Genomic DNA, 18,886 nt, shown 5'->3' on the forward strand with positions numbered 1-18,886 from the left:
GTTGACGGGCCGAGTCTGCGTCCTCAACCTCGATTGAGGTCAAGTCGCCGGGAACGGGCCGGGCCGGTCACCCCGACTGGGGTGACCGGCCCGGTCTCGCGGGGCTGGCGGCGCCGGCTCAGGCGGCCAGCATCTTGCGCAGCACGTACCGCAGGATGCCGCCGTGCCGGTAGTAGTCGGCCTCGCCGGGGGTGTCGATCCGGACCACGGCGTCGAACTCGACTCCGGTGTCGGTGGTCACCCGGACGGTACGCGGGATCTGGCCCTCGTTCAGCGCGGTCACCCCGCTGATCGAGAACGTCTCGGTGCCGGTCAGCCCCAACGACTCCGCGTCGGTGTCGGCCGGGTACTGCAACGGCAGCACGCCCATCCCGATCAGGTTCGACCGGTGGATCCGCTCGTACGACTGGGCGATCACCGCGCGTACCCCGAGCAGCATGGTGCCCTTCGCCGCCCAGTCCCGGGACGAGCCGGAGCCGTACTCCGTACCGGCCAGGATCACCAGCGGGATGCCGGCCTCCTGGTAGGCCACCGAGGCGTCGTAGATCGAGGTCTGCTCGCCGGTCAGGTGGTTGACCGTGAAGCCGCCCTCGACCCCCGGCACGAGCTGGTTGCGCAGCCGGATGTTGGCGAAGGTGCCCCGGATCATCACCTCGTGGTTGCCGCGCCGGGACCCGTACGAGTTGAACTCGTGCCGGGCCACGCCGTGCTCGGCGAGGTATTTGCCGGCGGGGGAGTCGGGCTTGATCGAGCCGGCCGGCGAGATGTGGTCGGTGGTGACCGAGTCGCCGAGCTTGGCCAGCACCCGGGCGCCGGAGATGTCCTGCACCGGGGTGGGTTCCCGGTCCATCCCCTCGAAGTACGGGGGCTTGCGCACGTACGTCGACTCGCCGTCCCAGGCGAAGGTGTCGCCCTCCGGGGTGGGCAGCGAACGCCACTGCTCGTCCCCGGCGAAGACGTCGGCGTAGTCCTTGGTGAACATCTCGCTGCGCAGCGCGCTCGCGATGACCTCGTCGATCTCGGCGGCGCTGGGCCAGATGTCCCGCAGGTAGACGGGCTGACCGTCGGCGCCGGTGTCGATCGGCTCGTTGGCCAGGTCGATGTCCATGGTGCCGGCCAGCGCGTACGCCACCACCAGCGGCGGGGACGCCAGGTAGTTCATCTTGACGTCCGGGTTGATCCGGCCCTCGAAGTTCCGGTTGCCGCTGAGCACCGAGACCACCGACAGGTCGTGTTCGTTGACCGCCGCCGAGACCTCCTCGGGCAGCGGGCCGGAGTTGCCGATGCAGGTGGTGCAGCCGTAGCCGACCAGGTGGAAGCCGAGCTTCTCCAGATAGGGGGTGAGGCCGGCCCGCTCGTAGTAGTCCATCACCACCTTGGAGCCCGGGGCCAGGGTGGTCTTCACCCACGGCTTGCGGGACAGCCCCCGGTCGACGGCGTTCCGGGCCAGCAGCGCGGCGCCGATCATCACCTGCGGGTTGGAGGTGTTGGTGCAGGAGGTGATCGCGGCGATCACCACCGCGCCGTGGTCGAGTTCGTATTGCACGCCGTCGTCGCCGGTGACCTGGACCGGGTTGCTGGCCCGGCCCTTGGCGCCGGTGGCGGCGGAGACCAGCTCGTGGGGGGCGTCGGCGGGGTCGTTGACGTCGTTGGCCGGCGGGTCGCTGGCCGGGAAGGACTCCTCGCTCGCCTCGTCGGCCGGGCCGAACGTGCCGTCGGCGCCGTCGCCGACGTAGTCGATCAGCGCGGACCGGAAGAGCGTCTTGGCGTTGCCGAGCGGCACCCGGTCCTGCGGGCGCTTCGGGCCGGCCAGTGACGGCTCGATGGTGGAGAGATCGAGTTCGAGTCGCTCGCTGTAGTCGGGTTCGGCGGCCGGGTCGTGCCAGAGGCCCTGCTCCTTGGCGTACGCCTCGACGAGCGCGACCTGCTGCTCCGAGCGCCCGGTGAGCTTCAGGTAGCGGACCGTCTCCTCGTCGATCGGGAAGATCGCCACCGTGGAGCCGTACTCCGGGGACATGTTGCCGATGGTGGCCCGGTTGGCCAGCGGCACCGCGCTGACGCCGGGGCCGTAGAACTCGACGAACTTGCCGACGACGCCGTGCTGGCGGAGCATCTCGGTGATGGTCAGCACCAGGTCGGTGGCGGTGGTGCCGGCCGGCATCTCGCCGTGCAGCTTGAAGCCGACGACCCGGGGGATGAGCATGCTGACGGGCTGGCCGAGCATCGCGGCCTCGGCCTCGATGCCGCCGACGCCCCAGCCGAGCACGCCGAGCCCGTTGACCATGGTGGTGTGCGAGTCGGTGCCGACCACGGTGTCCGGGTACGCCTGGCCGTTGCGCTCCATGATCGTGCGGGCCAGGTATTCGATGTTGACCTGGTGCACGATGCCGGTGCCGGGCGGGACGACCTTGAACTCGTTGAAGGCGGTCTGGCCCCAGCGGAGGAACTGGTAGCGCTCCCTGTTGCGGCCGTACTCCAGCTCGACGTTGCGGGCGAAGGCGTCCTGCCGGCCGAAGAGGTCGGCGATCACCGAGTGGTCGATCACCAGCTCGGCCGGTGCGAGCGGGTTGACCTTGGTCGGGTCGCCGCCCAGCTCGCGGACCGCCTCCCGCATGGTGGCCAGGTCGACCACGCAGGGCACGCCGGTGAAGTCCTGCATCAGCACCCGGGCCGGGGTGAACTGGATCTCCACGCTCGGGTCGGCGTCCGGGTCCCAGTCGCCGAGCTGCCGGATGTGCTCGGCGGTGATGTTCGCACCGTCCTCGGTGCGGAGCAGGTTCTCCAGCAGGATCTTCAGGCTGTACGGCAGGCGCTCGTGCCCGGGTACCGTGTTGATCTTGAAAATCTCGTAGCTCGCGTCTGCGACGCGTAGCTGGCTCTTCGCACCGAAGGTGTCGAGGCTCGCCACGTCGTACTCCTTCACGCTGTCTTCGTCCCGGCCCATGCGGTCGGCGTGTCCGGGGGCGGGTCGGCCGGCCCCCGGCCGGCGGGCGACCGGGCGTAGTACCCCGCAGTCTTTCCTACCCAGTACCTCACCGCAGGGCTCAGGTAACCCTTACCAACGTCCCGTTCGACTCAACAAAACCGTACGTCCGTCTTGCTAGAAACGCAAGCCTTTCCGGATGCCGGGACACCGGGTGCGGCTAGGCCGGGTGCTCGGTGGGGTCCGGCCCGGCGGCCGGCCGACCGTCGTCGGACGTCGTCCCACCGAGCGCCTCGGCGTGCCGTTCCCGCAGCCGGTCGCGGATCTGCTCCGGGGTGTACGCCCGGCGGCGCCGCTCGGACCGGGCCAGCACCACCCCGGTGGCGGCCACCCCGACGACACTCGCCACACCGATTACCTTCCACCAGCGCATCCGCCTAGGGTAGTCAGTCGGCGGGCCCCGGGACGGCCCGGCGGACCGAGGTGGGAGCGATGGCCGAGGAGCGCACCGAACTCAGCCTCGACGAGGCGGTCGAGCTGACCCGTACCGGCGACGTCTGGGTCTTCCGGGGTCGCAGCGTGCCGGATCGGGCGATCCAGTTCACCACGAACAGTCCGGTGAACCATGTCGGAATGTCCGTGGTCATCGAGGACCTGCCGCCGTTAATGTGGCACGCCGAACTCGGCCGGTCGCTGCCCGATCTGTGGTCGGGCAGCCACCAGCGGGGCGTGCAACTGCACGACCTGCGCGACGCCGTCCGGGTCTGGGGAATCCGGTACGGTCAGCGCGCCTGGCTGCGGCAACTCGAACCGCCGGCCGACGACGAGATGGAGAACGGGGTGCTGCGTACCATCGCCCGCCTGGACGGAACGCCGTTCCCGTCCACCGCCCAGCTCGCCTGGCGGTGGCTGCGCGGCCGGGCCCCCGCCGTGCGCCGCCGGCCGAACGACAGCACCCTGGAGACGGCGTACTGCGCCGAGGTCGTCGCGGCGACCTACCAGGCGATGGGGCTGCTCCCGGCCGGCCGCCGACCGAACTGGTACGACCCCGGTCGGTTCTGGAGCGGCGACGACCTGGAACTCTCCTCCGGACGACGGCTCGGCAACGAGATCTCGGTGCGGATTCCGGCGCGGTGAGCGCCCCCGAACCGACCCGGCCGAGGCTGCTCGCGGCGGCGCCGTGGATCGTCGTGCTGGCCGGCGTCCTGGTGATGACCGTGCTCTTCGCCCTCGCCGCCGGATACCTCACCGGTGACCGGCGCACCTCCGGCGCGCCCGAGCCGGCCTGGCCGTTCGCCCCCGGCTCCACCCCGGCACCGGTGGACTCCGGCACCGACCCGGCGAGTCCGAGCAGTTCCCCGTCGGCGGCGCCCCGGACCCCGACGCCGACCTCGGCGCGGCCGAACGGCGGCAAGCCGGCCGCGTCCCGGCCCGCTCCGCCGCGCACCACACCGGCACGGCCCCGGCCGACCACCTCCGCACCGAAGCCGCCCGAGCCGCTGACCGGCCGCTACCGGGTACTCGCCGACTACCGTGACTCGTTCATCGCCGAGGTGCTGGTGCGCAACGAGAGCGGCTCGGCACAGTCCTGGACCGTGGAGCTGCGGTTCCGGCACGAGGTCGACGACCTGCGGGGCTTCTGGGTCGAGGGCGCGCCCCGGCCATCGGTGGACCGCGACGACGGGCGGTGGATCTTCCGCAGCGGTGCACCGCTGGCCGGTGGAGAATCCGATCCGCTGCGGTTCCAGTTCGAACGCTGGGGCGACGGCGAGCGGCCGATCAGCTGCACGGTGAACGGTCGGGCCTGCCAGATCCCGTAGCCGCCCGGAGCACCGCGTCGGCGAGCCGCTTGCCGAGCATCTTGCGTCGCCGTGCCCCGAGCCTCGTCCGCCGCCGTCTCCGCACCCGGCCAGGGTAGGAGCGACGGCCGTCGGGCGCCGCCAAATATCCGGGGTCAGCCGCCGAGGAAGCCGCTCGTGGCGGTGCGGATCGCGGCGACGAAGGCGGCGGTCGCCGGATGGCTGGCGGCGCCGCGCCGGTATGCGATCCGGGTCCGGCGTCGGGTCTCCAGCGGCACCAGCCGGACGCCGACCGGTGGCTGCGCGGCGGCGAGCTGGGGGATCACCGAGACGCCCTGGCCGGCGGCGACCAGGGCCAGCACGGTGGCGAAGTCGTCGGCGTGGTGCCGGGCCCGGGGCGTGAAGCCGGCGGTCCGGCAGACGTGCAGGGTGGCCGTGTGGCAGAGGGTGCCAGGGCTGGCCAGGATCCAGGCCGCGTCCCGGGTCGCCCGCAGCGGGTCGGCGGATTCCGGTTCGCCGGCGGGCACGGCGAGGAAGACCGTCTCGTCCAGCAGCGGTAGCGTCTCCAGCCCGGGATCGGGTTCCACCGGTACGACGTCGTAGTCGTGCAGCAGACCCACGTCGAGCCGGCGCTCGCGCAGCCCGGCCGGTACCGCGACCGGGTCCAGTTCGGTCACCCGCAGCTCCAGCCCGGGGTGCTGCTGGCCGAGCGCGACCAGGGTGGCCGGGAGCAGCGTACGGACGGCGGTGGGGAAGGCGCCGATCCGCAGCGGGCCGGTCGGGCCGGTGGCGACCGCGGCGAGCGCGGCGGTGGTCTGCTCCAGTGCGGTGAGGACGGTCTCGGCGTGCCGGACCAGCACCCGGCCGGCGGTGGTGAGGGTGACCCGCCGCCCGGTGCGTTCCAGCAGCGGCACGCCCGCCTCCCGCTCCAGCGTCGCCAGTTGCTGGGAGACCGCCGACGGGGTGTAGGTGTGCGCCTGCGCCACCGCCGCGATGGTGCCGAGGCGGGCGAGGTCGCGGAGCAGCCGGAGTCGACGTACGTCGAGCATCAGCAGAGCTTACGCAACTGTTCAGAAAGCTGTACTGGACCTTACGGGTCTGCCTGCCGGACGCTGTGGTCATGACGTTCTCCGGCGTGTACGTACCGCTGATCACCCCGTTCGACGCCACCGGCGCGGTGGCGCTCGACGCACTCGACGCGCTGACCCACCAGGTGCTGGCGGCCGGTGCGGCCGGGGTGGTGGCGCTGGGCACCACGGGCGAGCCGGCGTCGCTGAACGTCCGGGAGCGGCAGGCCGTGGTCGACGCCGTGGCCCGGGTCTGCCGGGAGCGGAACGCCCCGCTGATCGTCGGGGCGAACGCGGTGGAGGCGGTCGAGGCGCTGCCCCGGCGGGCCGAGGTGGTGGCGGCGCTCAGCGTGGTACCGCCGTTCCTGCGCCCCGGCGAGGCCGGCGTACTCGCGCACTTCGCCTCGCTCGCCGCCGCCAGCCCGGTGCCGCTGGTCGTCTACCACGTGCCGTACCGGACGGGTCAGCACCTCGGCACGGACGCGATCCGGCGGCTGGCCGAGCTGCCCGGGGTGGCCGGGATCAAGTACTCGGTCGGTGCCATCGACGGCGGCACCGTCGAGTTGCTGGCCGAACCGCCGCCCGACTTCGCGGTGCTGGGCGGCGACGACACGCTGATCTCCGCACTGCTGGCGCTCGGCGCGCACGGCGGCATCCTGGCCTCGGCACACCTCGGCACGGCCGCCTTCGTGGCGCTTGCCGAGGCGTGGCGGGCCGGCGACGCCGCCCGGGCCCGGTCGCTCGGGCACCGGCTCGCCGCGCTCTCCACCGCGCTCTTCGCCGAGCCGAACCCGACGGTGATCAAGGCGGTGCTGCACGCCCAGGGGCGCATCCCGACCCCCTCGGTACGGCTCCCGCTGGTCCGGCCCGGCCCGGAGGCGGTACGGGCGGCGGCACGGCTTGCGCAAGATGATGGATGGCGGACGCTTTCATTGCAAGGTCTTGCATAGACTTTCCGCAAAGGACTAGCGTGCGGGCGAATCAGCGACCACAGGAAGGCCGTCGATGAAGCCGCTGCCGCTGCCGCCGACCGTCGTGCCACGCACCGCGCTGCGGCGTACCGTGCTGCTGGTCCTCGCCGCCGCGCTCACCCTCCCGCTGACCGGAGCCGGCGCGGCCGCCGGACCGGGGTTCAGCCCGGCCGGCCGGCCGGGCGCGGCAGCCGGCCCGGACGACCGGGCGGAGTCCACCAGCGCGACGCTCGGCGCAGAGTGGACGGCGGAACCCTCGGCCGAGGCGCTGCTCGACGCGGCCGACGCCGACCGGGGCCGGGCCGAGCAGTTCTACTTCGTGCTGCCGGACCGGTTCGCCAACGGCGACCCCCGCAACGACCGGGGCGGACTGGCCGGCGACCGGCTGCGCACCGGCCACGACCCGAGCGACAAGGGCTTCTACCACGGCGGCGACCTGCGCGGCCTGCTGGACAGGCTGGACTACGTCCAGGGGCTCGGCACCACCGCGATCTGGCTGGCCCCGGTCTTCGTCAACCGGCCGGTGCAGGGCAGCGGGGCGGACGCCTCGGCCGGCTACCACGGCTACTGGATCACCGACTTCACCCGGGTCGACCCGCACTTCGGCACCAACGAGGAGCTGCGGAAACTGGTCCGGGAGGCACACCGGCGAGGCATCAAGATCTATCTGGACGTCATCGTCAACCACACCGCCGACGTCATCCGGTATCCCGACGGTCAGACCGGCTACCGGGACAAGGCGAGCCAGCCGTACCGGGACGCGCAGGGGAGAGCGTTCGAGGACCGCAACTACGCCGACGGCAGCCGTGCCTTCCCGGCGGTGGACGAGGAGTCCTTCCCGTACCGGCCGACGTTCGCACACGAGGCGGACCGGCGGGTCAAGGTGCCGGCCTGGCTCAACGACCCGACGATGTACCACAACCGCGGCGACTCCACCTTCGTCGGCGAGAACAGCGAGTACGGCGACTTCGTCGGCCTGGACGACCTCTGGACCGAGCGCCCCGAGGTGGTACGCGGGATGACGAAGATCTTCGCCGACTGGGTCACCGAGCTGGGCGTCGACGGCTTCCGGCTGGACACCGCCAAGCACGTCAACCTGGAGTTCTGGCCGCAGTTCCGGGCCGGCGTCGAGCAGGCCGCCCGCCGGGCCGGCAAGTCGGACTTCTTCATGTTCGGCGAGGTCTACGACGCCAACCCCGAGGTCACCTCGACGTACGTCCGCCGGGGCGGGCTGCCGGCCACCCTCGACTTCACCTTCCAGAACGCTGCCCGGGGCTACGTGGCCAGCGGCGGCGGCTCGGCGAAGGCGCTGGCCGACGGGTTCGCCGCCGACGACCTCTACACCGCCCGGGACACCGACGCCGGCCGGCTGCCGACCTTCCTCGGCAACCACGACATGGGCCGGATCGGCTCCTTCATCGCGAACGGCGGCACCGACCCGGCCAGCCACCTGCGCCGGGACCAGCTCGCACACGAGCTGATGTTCCTCACCCGGGGACAGCCGATCGTCTACTCCGGAGACGAGCAGGGCTTCACCGGGCCGGGCGGGGACCGGGACGCCCGGCAGGACATGTTCGCCTCCCGTACCGCCGACTATCTCGACGACGACCTGCTCGGCACCGACCGGAGCCACGCCGTCGACCAGTACGACCCGACGCATCCGGTCTACCGGACGATTGCCGGGCTCGGTGCGCTGCGCAAGGCGCATCCGGCGCTGCGGGACGGCATCCAGGTCACCCGGTACGCCGCCGACGGCCCCGGGGTCTTCGCCTTCAGCCGGATCGCCCCCGCCGACCGGGTCGAGTACGTCGCCGCGGTCAACAACGCCCCGACCGCGCAGACCGTCACCGTGCACACCTGGTCGGCCGGCACCCGGTTCAGCGGCATCTACGGCTCGGACGCGACCGCACAGGCCGGCCCGGACGGGAAACTGAGCATCACCGTGCCGCCGCTGGCCGCCGTCGTGCTCCGGGCGGACGCCCCGATCGCCCGGCCGACCGCCGCGCCGAGCGTCCGGATCACCGACCCGGCACCGGACGCGGCCGTGCCGGCCCGGGTCGGGGTGGTCGCCCAGGTCACCGGGGACCCGCTGGCCACCGTCACCGTGGCGGCCCGGGTCGACGGCGGCGCCTGGAGGCTGCTCGGCCAGGCCCGCAACCAGGGCGGACCGGTGCCGTACCGGGTCCACCACGACCTGCAAGGGTTGCCGGGCGGCGCCCGGATCGAGTACAAGGCGGTGGTGCGGGACTCGTCGGGGCGTACCGGCACCGCCCGGTCGACGGCGACGGTGGGCACCCCGCCCCGGACCGACGCCCGGGACTGGCTGGTGGTGCACTACCAGCGGCCGGCCGGCGGGTACCCGGACTGGCAACTGCACGCCTGGGGCGACATCGACCCGGCGTACCAGACGCCGTGGCCGACCGGGCAGCCGTTCGCCGGGGAAGACTCCTACGGCCGGTTCGCCTGGGTGAAGCTGAAGCCGGGAGCCCGCACCGTCGGCTTCCTGGTGGTGGACGCCGCCGGCAACAAGGACGTGCCGGTGGACCGCAGCGTCGACGTGACCCGGACCGGCGAGGTCTGGCTCAGGCAGGGCGACCCGACGGTCCATCCGAGCCGCCAGGCGGCGACCGGCGAACCGGACCCGCCGGTCGACGAGAGCGTGGCGGTGCTGCACTACCGCCGGGCCGGCAACGACTACGCCGGCTGGGGGCTGCACGTCTGGGACGGTGCGGCGAACCCGACCGACTGGGCCAGCCCGCTGCCGCCGGCCGAGCGCGACGAGTTCGGCATCACCTTCCGGGTGCCGCTGGCCGCCGGGGCGACCGGACTGAGCTACATCATCCACAACGGCGACACCAAGGACCTTCCCGACGACCAGCGGCTCGACTTCGCCGGCGCCGGCCGGGAGGCGTGGCTGCTCGCCGGCACCCCCGGTCGGCTGTTGCCGGCCACCGGCAGCGCCGCCCCGGACCTCGACATCACGAAACAGCGGGCACACTGGATCGACCGCTCCACCCTGCTCCGGCCACCGGGGCAGCCCACCGACGGCCGGCGGTACGCCCTGGTCAGCGCCCCGGACGGCGGGCTGGCGGTGCGGGACGGCGAGCTGGTCGGGACGTACACCGAACTGCCGTTGCGGGCGGTGCCCGGCGGGCCGACGGAGGCCCAGCGCGCGAAGTTCCCGCATCTGTGGCAGTTCCAGGCCCTCAAGCTGGACCCGCGCGACCGGGCCAAGCTGCCGGCGGCGCTGCGCGGTCAGCTCGTGCTGACCGAGCGGGACGCCGCCGGGTCGCTGCTCGGCGCCACCGGGGTGCAGCTGCCCGGGGTGCTCGACGACCTCTACGCGCCGGCCAGCGCCGCCCGGCTCGGCCCGACCGTCGATAGTGGACGACCGAGCCTCGCCGTCTGGGCCCCGACGGCCCGGAACGTGACCCTGGAACTCTCCGACTCGCCCAGCGCGACGGCTCGGACCGTGCCGATGCGCCGCGACGACCGGACCGGCGTCTGGTCGGTGCGCGGCGAACGGGACTGGCTCGGCCGCTACTACCGCTACCGGGTGCAGGCGTGGCAGCCGGCGGCACAGCGGATCGTCACCGCCTCGGTCACCGACCCCTATTCGCTGGCGCTGACCGCGAACTCCACGCACAGCCGGATCGTCGACCCGACCGACCCGGCGGCGGCCCCGGCCGGCTGGGCGGGGCTGCGCAAGCCGGCGGCGGTGCCGTCGACGCGTACCCAGATCCAGGAGGTCTCGGTCCGGGACTTCTCCATCGCCGACGCGTCGGTGCCGGCGGAGCGGCGCGGCACCTACCTGGCCTTCACCGACCCGGCGACCACCGGGATGCGGCACCTGCGGTCACTGGCCGACGCCGGGGTCAGCCACCTGCACCTGCTGCCGACCTTCGACTTCGCGACCATCCCGGAGCGCCGGGCCGACCAGGCCGGGCCGCCCTGCGACCTGGCGGCGCTGCCGGCCGACTCCGAGCGCCAGCAGGAGTGCGTCGGCGCGGTCCGGGACACCGACGGCTACAACTGGGGGTACGACCCGCTGCACTACACCGTGCCCGAGGGCGGCTACGCGGTCGACCCGGACCGGCGGACCACCGAGTTCCGGCAGATGGTCGCCGGAGTCAACGCGGCCGGGCTGCGGGTGGTACTGGACGTCGTCTACAACCACACCTCGGCGGCCGGCACCGACCCGAGGTCGGTACTCGACCAGATCGTCCCCGGCTACTACCACCGGCTGCTCGACGACGGTACGGTCGCCAACTCGACCTGCTGCGCCAACACCGCCCCCGAGCACGCCATGATGGGCAAGCTCGTGGTCGACTCGGTGGTCACCTGGGCGAAGGCGTACAAGGTCGACGGGTTCCGGTTCGACCTGATGGGACACCACCCGAAGGCGAACATCCTGGCGGTGCGGGCCGCGCTGGACAGGCTGACGGTGGCCCGGGACGGGATCGACGGCCGGTCGATCCTGCTCTACGGCGAGGGCTGGGACTTCGGCGAGGTGGCCGGCGACGCCCGGTTCGTCCAGGCGACCCAGGCCAACATGGCCGGTACCGGTATCGGCACCTTCAACGACCGGCTGCGGGACGCGGTGCGCGGCGGCGGGCCGTTCGACGCCAACCCCCGGGTGCAGGGCTTCGGCTCCGGACTCTTCACCGACCCGAACGGCGACCCGGTGAACGGTACGCCGGCCGAGCAGCGGGCCCGGCTGCTGCACCAGCAGGACCAGCTCAAGGTCGGGCTGACCGGCAACCTGGCCGGCTACCGGTTCGTCGGCTCGTCCGGCGAGCCGGTGACCGGGGCCGACGTCGACTACAACGGCGCGCCGGCCGGCTACACCGCCAAGCCGGGCGAGGCGGTCAGCTACGTCGACGCGCACGACAACGAGATCCTGTACGACGCGCTGGCGTACAAGCTGCCGCAGGGGACGTCGGCGGTGGACCGGGCGCGGATGCAGGTGCTCTCGCTGGGTACGGCGGTGCTGAGCCAGGGGACCGGCTTCGTGACGGCGGGCAGTGAACGGCTGCGGTCGAAGTCGCTGGACCGGAACTCCTACAACAGCGGGGACTGGTTCAACCAGATCCGCTGGGACTGCGCCGAGGGGAACGGGTTCGGGGTCGGACTTCCGCCGGCCGCCGACAACGCCGACAAGTGGCCGTACGCCCGGCCGCTGCTGGCCGACCCGACGCTGGTACCCGACTGCGCGGCGATCGGGCTCGCCGAGGCGCGCTACCGCGAGCTGCTGCGGGTCCGGTCCTCGTCGCCGGTCTTCGGGCTGGCCGACGCGGCCCAGGTGCAGCGGCGGGTGTCGTTCCCACTCTCCGGAGTGGACGAGACGCCGGGGGTGCTGACCATGAAGCTCGACGGGACGGGGCTGGACCCGCGCTGGCGGTCGGTGACGGTGGTCTTCAACGCGACTCCTGCGGCGGCGACCCAGACCGTTGCCGGGCTGCGGGGCGCGTCGGTGGCGTTGCATCCGGTGCTGCGCGAGTCGGCCGACCCGGTACTCCGGACGGCCTCCTTCGACCGCTCCACCGGCACCTTCACCGTCCCACCGCGCAGCATCGCCGTGTACGTCGAGGGATGATAAATCGGAAGTAGCGGCCGTTGTCGGTGAAGTGTCGGCAAGTGACTGTTTCGAGATTGAGGTTCCGTGCAGATTTATGCTGCGATGCGCTCCGTAGTTGCGGGAAGGCCTGATGTGGGCTGTCGAATGTCGTATAGGCAGGCGGGCCATTGACTCGGTGGGTGGTTCACGAAGAACGAATAGTCGACGGCAGTCGGCGAGCGCAGCTAGCCATCGCGAACGTGGAGTTGCCGGATGGGACGCGGTTCGAGCAGTACGTGATCCGCGCACCTCGGTCCGCGATGGTCGCGGTCCTGGACGAGCAGGAGCGGCTGCTGCTGATGCGGCGGCACCGGTTCGTCTTCGATCGGTGGGTGTGGGAACTGCCCGGTGGCTACGTCGATGACGAGGAGCACCCGGCGGAGTGCGCCGTACGCGAGGTCGAAGAGGAGACCGGCTGGCGGCCGGAGGCAGTCGAGCCGTTGTTGTCCTTCCAGCCCTGGGTGGGCATGGCCGACGCGGAGAACCTGCTGTTTCTGGCCCGACGGGCCGACCTTACTGGTGCGCCTGTAGACATCAACGAGGCCGAGCAGGTGGCGTGGATTCCGCTCGACGAGGCGCGTGACCTCGTGTCGCGGGGCGAGATTGTCGGCGCCGGCAGCATCATCGCCGTGCTCGAACTGGTCGCCCGAAAGGCGAGGGGTGTCCTGTAAAGGTCAACGCCGCTTACCCAAAACCGCGTCGACCTGGTTGACGAACTGGCGAACGGCCGGACGGCGACGGTGCGCCGCAAGCAGCGACTGGAGGTCGCGCAGATAGCGAACGGCTCGCGCCGACCGCAGGTCCTTGGTCTTGGCCAAGGACTCCGTGCCGATCGTGCATGCCCGGTCGACCTCGCCCTGCCCCGCGTAGATGCTCGCCAGCAGCGCCAGGTTGAAGCTGTTGCCACGTACGTAGCTCGGGTTCATCCTCAAGGAGCGAACGGCGAAACGCTCGCCTTCGCGCAACTGCCCCAACGCATGGAAGCAGTGCCCGAACTTGGCAGACAGGTACGCCTCGTCGAAGTAGCTGATCCATTCTGGGCCACTGCCCCGATCGGCGCGGTCGAGCGCTTGTTCTGCTTGATGAAGGGTGCGGACGCAGGCGCGCTTGTCACGGCCGACGGCATGTGCGTGAGCCTCCATCACGAGGGCTTCGGCGACCAGGATCCGCATGCCGGTTCGGCGGGCCGTTTCCCGGGCGGCGCGGGCAAGGTCTATGCCGGTGGCGGCATGACCGAGGTAGGTGGCTTGGTGACTCATAGCGGCGATGATCTCCGCGCCAAGATTGTGGTCACCGGCCTCTCCGGCGAGGTCGAGCGCGAGGGTGAGATAGCGCTGCGCGATGCCGTGTTCGGCCATGTCATACGCTTGCCACCCGGCGAGCTGGCTCAGTTCCGCTGTCGCGCTGAGGAGCCGCCGGCCAGTGTCGTGGTCATATCGACCGTCGATCAGCAGCGGAGCAACCTCCAGGTCGAGATAGCGGGCAACGGCGTCCCTCGCATGGCCGCCCCCGTACTGGTTGTCCAGCCGTCGGTAGGCGGCGGTCATCTCCCGAATTGTTTCGACCTCCGGTGGACCGACACTACGGCTTCCCCTCTGGGCGAGGGGAGCCGGATCCGACGCTGTGAGCCAGCGCAGCGCCGGCAGCGTGTACCCGGCGGTGGTGAACGCACTACGCCGCAGCAAATCTCGACGGTTCACGTCACCTCGCCACAGATCGACACAGCTCCGTACGCTGTCCCGCCACGCCCGGCGGGGACCATCCTCAGCCTTCCGCTCTTCCTTGTCGAAAGCCATGTCAGGACGACATGGCCTCGTCCTCGGTGCCAAGCCCATAGCCATCCGCGACTCGTCGGGCATGTCGCAACCGTCCGCGATCCGCTCCAGAACCTCGATGGAGGTCACCCTTCGGCCGTTCATGATCCGGCTGACGTATCCCTGCTCAAGGCCACAGGCGGCGCCCAAGCGGGTCTGGCTGGCTCTGGTTAGTCGGGAGATCAAGCGGAACAATGCGCCGATGTCCCGCCCGACCAGCGCCACCCGCACGTCATGGTCGGACCAGACGTCGTCAGGTATCCGAAGCGGATCGAGCAGCACGGCGGTCTCCGTGTCGTGGCGTGGCTACTCCAGGTGCTTGACTCGGATCGTAGGGGCTACGTCATCGCAGGTCGAGCCGGCCCATGTCAGGCTGCCATGGCTGTTTGTCATGGCCTCGGGAACCGTCGCACGGAATCGTGCGGGCATGCCTTTCGACCTCACCAATCCGCCTGTCGAGCCTCCGCCCGAATGCGAATCACCGATCGTGTGGCGGCTTGCGCGCAAGCTGTGGCAGCAGCATCGCCCCGACGACAGCGGATGCTGCCGCAACCCTGCCTGCCGGGGCGGTGGCCAGTACGTTCCCTGCTGGCCGTCGCGCTTAGCGATCCGTGGAATGAACGCGGCCTGTCGAACAACATCCGCAGACTCGCTGGTGTGGATATCTATGGCACGCCGAAGGCTCGGTGCGGATCCGCCACGGCAGACAGACGCCCGGCAACGAATCGACGGCGCCGACGAGAGGCGACTCCGGGAGCCGACGTCCACCATCTACTCCTCAGAAGCCCTGCGGGACTACGCGTACCCGTCAGATCGACACTGCCGACACGTTTCTCATGATCCATCGCGAAGCTGGTCTCGGTCTTTGCCGCTGCGGTCGTTTGTATCCCTGTGGCGATCGAAGCTACTGGTCAGGGATCCGAGAGCACTACCAGGGGCTGCTTCGGGACGTCGAGCCGCGAGGCAGTGGAAGCTAGCTGCACTTGGTGCGGCGGTCGGCCTCAGTGCGGCGGGTCGACCAGGGTCTGCGCCCAGCGTCGGGCGGGGGAGTCGGGCGCGGTCGCGCACCAGCGGCGGAACAGTTCCCGGCTCTCCTCCCGGCGGATCCCGCCGACGATCACCGAGGGAGCCGCGAACCACGGTACGGCCGGCTCGGGTCGCCAAGCCGCCGCGACCGAAGCGCCGCCGTCGCTCGGCGACTCCAGTCCGAAGTAGACCTCGTCCACGCCGAGTGCCATCGCCGTACCCAGGCACATCATGCACGGTTCCAGGTTCACCGCGAGCCGCAGCGGAGCCGGGCGTTCCCGCCAGCCCAGCCGCTCGTCGGCCTCGATCATGGCCAGCAGGTCGGCGTGCACCAGCCGGCGCCGGAGGTCGCGTTCCCGGGTGAAGCCCCGCCCGACGATCTCGTCGCCCAGCATCACCACGGCGCCGATCGGCTGTTCCCCGGCCGCCAGGCCCGCCTCGGCGACCTCCAGGGCCGCCCCGACCATCTCGTTGGGATTCACCGGCCGACCCTACGGGGCGTCGATGACCCCGCACCATCCCGAGACGCCGACCGCCTCCGGCCGACCGTCCCGGTGCACTCTCCATCCGGGCTCGGCGTACCGGCGCCGGATCCTCGACGTGCGGGCGGGCCGGCTGACGGTTGACGCCTGGGACAGAGGTCGGTCGGTTAAGCCGGCCGGAGCCGGGTAAGCGGCTGCCCGGATGTAGTAGGGAGAAACAGCCGTGATCCGGACGAAGCGCTGAGCGGAGGCGATCGGGTCGCCCGGACATCGACCAGCCAGGGGGTGGCCTGCGGTGTGCGCCCGTCGGATCGACGACTACGGCTACCTCGCCGACGGCCGGTCCGGGGCACTGGTCGGCCGGGACGGGTCCGTGGACTGGTGGTGCCCGCCCCGGTTCGACGCGCCCTCGGTCTTCGCCCGCCTGCTCGACGACGCCGGTGGGCACTGGTGGATTCGCCCGGCGGGCGAGTTCCGGGTCGAGCGGAGCTACCTGGACGACACGCTGGTGCTGCGTACGGTCTTCACCACCGAGGAGGGGTCGGTGGCGGTCACCGATGCCCTGGCCCTGGGCCACGGCCGGGGGCACGAGATCGGCCGCAACTCGCCCAGCCTGCTCCTCCGGCTGGTGGAAGGGCTCACCGGGCGGGTGCCGATGGTGATGTCCTACGCACCCCACTTCGAGTACGGCCGCGTGCGGGCCTACCTCGAACGGCGCGGTCAGACCGTGATCGGGACCGCCACCGGCGCCACCCTGGGGATGACCGCGAGCGTTCCGGTGGACTGCCATGAGACGACCGCCTCGTCGTTGTTCACCATCGGGGCGGGCCAGCGGGAGAGCTTCTCGCTGGCCTACTGGTCGAGCTACCGAGAAGATCCACCGGTCGCTCCCGACGTCCCGGCGTCGCTCGCCGAAACGGTCGAGGGCTGGCACTCCTGGATGGCGGAGCACGACTACACGGGAGAGCATTCCGATCTGGTACGGCGCAGTACGTTGCTGCTGGTGGGGTTGACCTACCAGCCCAGCGGCGGTGTCGTCGCGGCGGCCACCACCTCCGTGCCGGTGCGGCCGGAGGGGCACGACAACTACGACTACCGCTACGTGTGGCTGCGCGACTTCAGCCTCACCCTGCGGATGCTCTCCATCGCGGCCTGCCCGAAGGAGGCGGACCGGCTCTTCTGCTGGTTGGCCGAGTCGATCGGCGACGCCAACCTGGCGCCCGTACCGATCATGTTTGGCGTGGAGGGCGAGCGTGACCTCGCCGAGCGGGAACTCGGCACGCTGGGCGAGCCGGGGGAGAACGATCCGGTGCTGCTCGGCAACGACGCCTGGCACCAGCGCCAGCAGGACGTACTCGGTCAGGTGCTCGACGCCGCGTGGTTGCTGCGCAGGCGGCTCGACCCGATGCCCAAGCCGGTACGCCGAATGCTGCGGTCCCTGACCGACCGTGCGGTCGAGACGTGGCGGCTGCCGGATTCGGGCATGTGGGAGCTGCGGGGCGAGGAGCGGCACTACCTGACGGCCAAACTGGGCTGCTGGATCGCACTGGATCGGGCCGTACGCTTCGACGCCGTACTGGGTGACCCGGCCGAGGTGGCGCGGTGGGCGGCCGTCCGCGACGAGATCCGGGAGGCGATCCTGCGGTACGGCTGGAATCCCGAACTCGGTGCCTTCACCGACGCCTTCGAGTCGGACCGGCTGGACGCGTCGGTTCTGGTCCTTCCCCTGGTGGGGTTCATCTCCGCGGCCGATCCGCGGATGCGTGCCACGATCGAGCGGATCGAGCGGGAGTTGACCACCGACGGGCTGGTCCGGCGCTGGCCCGGTGACTCCGCCGGCTTCGTCATCTGCTCGTTCTGGCTGGTGGGTTGTCTCGCGCTCCTCGGCGAACAGGACCGGGCCGATGCACTCTTCACCCGGATGGTCGCCCGCGCCAACGACCTCGGCCTCTTCGCCGAGCAGATCGACCTGCGGACCGGTGAGCAGCTGGGCAACTTTCCGCAGGCGTTCTCGCACATCGGGCTGATCTCGGCGGCGTGGCGGCTCACCTCGGCCAGGACGGGCCGGCCCACGCCGATCACCACGGTGGTGTGACCGGCAGCCCTGCCGGCTCGGCTCAGACCCGGGCGGCCGGGAGCGTGCCGATGTGCTCCAGCACCGAGCGGAGGATCGTGAACGACTCGTCGTCGTCCTCGGTGCCGGCGTGCGGGGCCCGGAACCGGCTCGTCTCCTCGGCGACGTCGGCAAGGTGCCACCAGCTGCGGTACAGCTCCAGCATCTCCGCCAGCGGTGCCGCGCCGGTCGCCTCGGCGTAGCCGTCGAGCACCGACCCGTCACCGGGTTCCATCAGCCAGAGGTCGCGTTCGGGCGGCGCGACCCGCACGGTGTCCCAGTCGATCAGCCGCCAGCCGTCGACCGTCCGCATCGTGTTGCCGGGATGCGGTTCGCCGTGGGTCAGGACCATCCGGCCCGGCTGAGCGCGCGCCGCCCGCACGAGTTCGCCGTGCCGGGCGAGCAGCCGGCGTACCGGTGCCGCGTGCGTGACGAGCAGCCGGGCGGCAGGGCCGGCGTACGGGCCGGTGTCGGGGACGTCACCGGTGCCGGCCAGGCCGAGTCCCAGCTCGTCGGAGTGCGGGATGGCGAAGTCGTCGACCGGGGCATGCGCGCGGGCCGCTGCCGGCGCCGCGTGCACCGCCAGCACCATGTCGAGTACGCCCCGCAGGTGCGCCGCCGACGAGAACGCGCCCCACCGGAAGCTCTCCCCGTCGACGTACGGGTAGAGCGCGAGCGCGAACCGGCCGCCGACCCGGACCAGCGGCTCGCCGCCCGAGGTCGGGATCGGCGCCACCACGAACCCGCGGCCGTGCTCCCGGAGCCGCCGGGCGGTGCCGAGCGCGGCGCGCAGCCGGGCGTACGCGGCGTCGAGCGGGTCGGTCAGGGTCAGCCGCTTGGTGGTCAGCTCGTCGACGGAGACGAACCGCCGGCCGCCCTCGGCGTCGGTGACCTCCCAGTGGTGACTGCCCCGCCCCACCGCGCGGTATTCGAGGGAGCCGACCCGTAGCCCCCAGTCCCGCAGCAGCGCAGCCCGGAGCAGGTCCTCGGGGAGATCGTCGGGCGGGGTCAGCACCCGTCCACCCTGGAACGCGGCGGACAGCGCCGGCAACCGGTTTTCGCCCCGGTCACCCG

Annotated in this window: 12 protein-coding genes; 6 read left to right on the forward strand and 6 right to left on the reverse strand. The window is 71.6% G+C overall.

Annotation, left to right across the window (positions count from 1 at the left end; all coding sequences use genetic code 11):
- Window positions 1-118: 118 nt before the first annotated feature.
- Both C6361_RS24800 and C6361_RS24805 read right to left on the reverse strand, forming a co-directional pair.
- Complete coding sequence (locus tag C6361_RS24800) at window positions 119-2,923, reverse strand: aconitate hydratase (RefSeq protein ID WP_107271157.1); 2,805 nt, start codon at window positions 2,921-2,923, stop codon at window positions 119-121.
- A gap of 220 nt (window positions 2,924-3,143) precedes the next feature.
- Window positions 3,144-3,356 carry a hypothetical protein gene (locus tag C6361_RS24805; protein ID WP_107263032.1) on the reverse strand — a complete coding sequence of 71 codons (213 nt, stop codon included), beginning with the start codon at window positions 3,354-3,356 and terminating at the stop codon, window positions 3,144-3,146.
- Between the two features lie 59 nt (window positions 3,357-3,415).
- On the opposite strand from C6361_RS24805, the gene C6361_RS24810 reads away from it, so the two are divergent.
- Entirely contained in the window at window positions 3,416-4,060 is a 645-nt protein-coding gene (locus C6361_RS24810; RefSeq protein ID WP_107263031.1) for a hypothetical protein, read from the forward strand.
- Window positions 4,057-4,743 carry a cellulose-binding protein gene (locus C6361_RS24815; RefSeq protein ID WP_107263030.1) on the forward strand — a complete coding sequence of 229 codons (687 nt, stop codon included), beginning with the start codon at window positions 4,057-4,059 and terminating at the stop codon, window positions 4,741-4,743. The genes C6361_RS24810 and C6361_RS24815 overlap by 4 nt, the downstream gene beginning before the upstream one ends.
- Window positions 4,744-4,877: 134 nt before the next feature.
- On the opposite strand, the gene C6361_RS24820 is transcribed toward C6361_RS24815, so the two are convergent.
- The gene (locus tag C6361_RS24820; RefSeq protein ID WP_107263029.1) at window positions 4,878-5,771 is read right to left on the reverse strand and encodes a LysR family transcriptional regulator; all 894 of its coding nucleotides are present in this window, start codon (window positions 5,769-5,771) and stop codon (window positions 4,878-4,880) included.
- A gap of 71 nt (window positions 5,772-5,842) precedes the next feature.
- Here C6361_RS24820 and C6361_RS24825 point away from each other — a divergent pair, with 71 nt between their 5' ends.
- The 3 genes from C6361_RS24825 (at window position 5,843) to C6361_RS24835 (ending at window position 13,048) form a co-directional block, all read left to right on the forward strand.
- Window positions 5,843-6,739 carry a dihydrodipicolinate synthase family protein gene (locus C6361_RS24825; RefSeq protein ID WP_107269164.1) on the forward strand — a complete coding sequence of 299 codons (897 nt, stop codon included), beginning with the start codon at window positions 5,843-5,845 and terminating at the stop codon, window positions 6,737-6,739.
- Between the two features lie 55 nt (window positions 6,740-6,794).
- On the forward strand, window positions 6,795-12,356 hold the full coding sequence (gene pulA, locus C6361_RS24830) for a pullulanase-type alpha-1,6-glucosidase (protein ID WP_107269165.1): 5,562 nt from the start codon (window positions 6,795-6,797) through the stop codon (window positions 12,354-12,356).
- Between the two features lie 149 nt (window positions 12,357-12,505).
- Window positions 12,506-13,048: an NUDIX hydrolase gene (locus C6361_RS24835; RefSeq protein ID WP_107269166.1), complete on the forward strand. Its 543-nt coding sequence runs from the start codon at window positions 12,506-12,508 to the stop codon at window positions 13,046-13,048.
- A 3-nt stretch (window positions 13,049-13,051) separates the two neighbouring features.
- Here C6361_RS24835 and C6361_RS24840 read toward each other — a convergent pair whose 3' ends face one another.
- Window positions 13,052-14,473 carry a helix-turn-helix domain-containing protein gene (locus tag C6361_RS24840; RefSeq protein WP_107269167.1) on the reverse strand — a complete coding sequence of 474 codons (1,422 nt, stop codon included), beginning with the start codon at window positions 14,471-14,473 and terminating at the stop codon, window positions 13,052-13,054.
- Between the two features lie 719 nt (window positions 14,474-15,192).
- Window positions 15,193-15,699 carry a nucleoside deaminase gene (locus C6361_RS24850; protein WP_199853071.1) on the reverse strand — a complete coding sequence of 169 codons (507 nt, stop codon included), beginning with the start codon at window positions 15,697-15,699 and terminating at the stop codon, window positions 15,193-15,195.
- A gap of 295 nt (window positions 15,700-15,994) precedes the next feature.
- On the opposite strand from C6361_RS24850, the gene C6361_RS24855 reads away from it, so the two are divergent.
- Complete coding sequence (locus tag C6361_RS24855) at window positions 15,995-17,794, forward strand: glycoside hydrolase family 15 protein (RefSeq protein ID WP_107269168.1); 1,800 nt, start codon at window positions 15,995-15,997, stop codon at window positions 17,792-17,794.
- A gap of 22 nt (window positions 17,795-17,816) precedes the next feature.
- Here the strand turns inward: C6361_RS24855 and C6361_RS24860 are convergent, their stop codons facing one another.
- Complete coding sequence (locus C6361_RS24860; protein ID WP_234358982.1) at window positions 17,817-18,863, reverse strand: phosphotransferase; 1,047 nt, start codon at window positions 18,861-18,863, stop codon at window positions 17,817-17,819.
- Between the last annotated feature and the right edge of the window lie 23 nt (window positions 18,864-18,886).

This window comes from Plantactinospora sp. BC1 (assembly GCF_003030345.1).
Classification (GTDB): Bacteria; Actinomycetota; Actinomycetes; order Mycobacteriales; family Micromonosporaceae; genus Plantactinospora.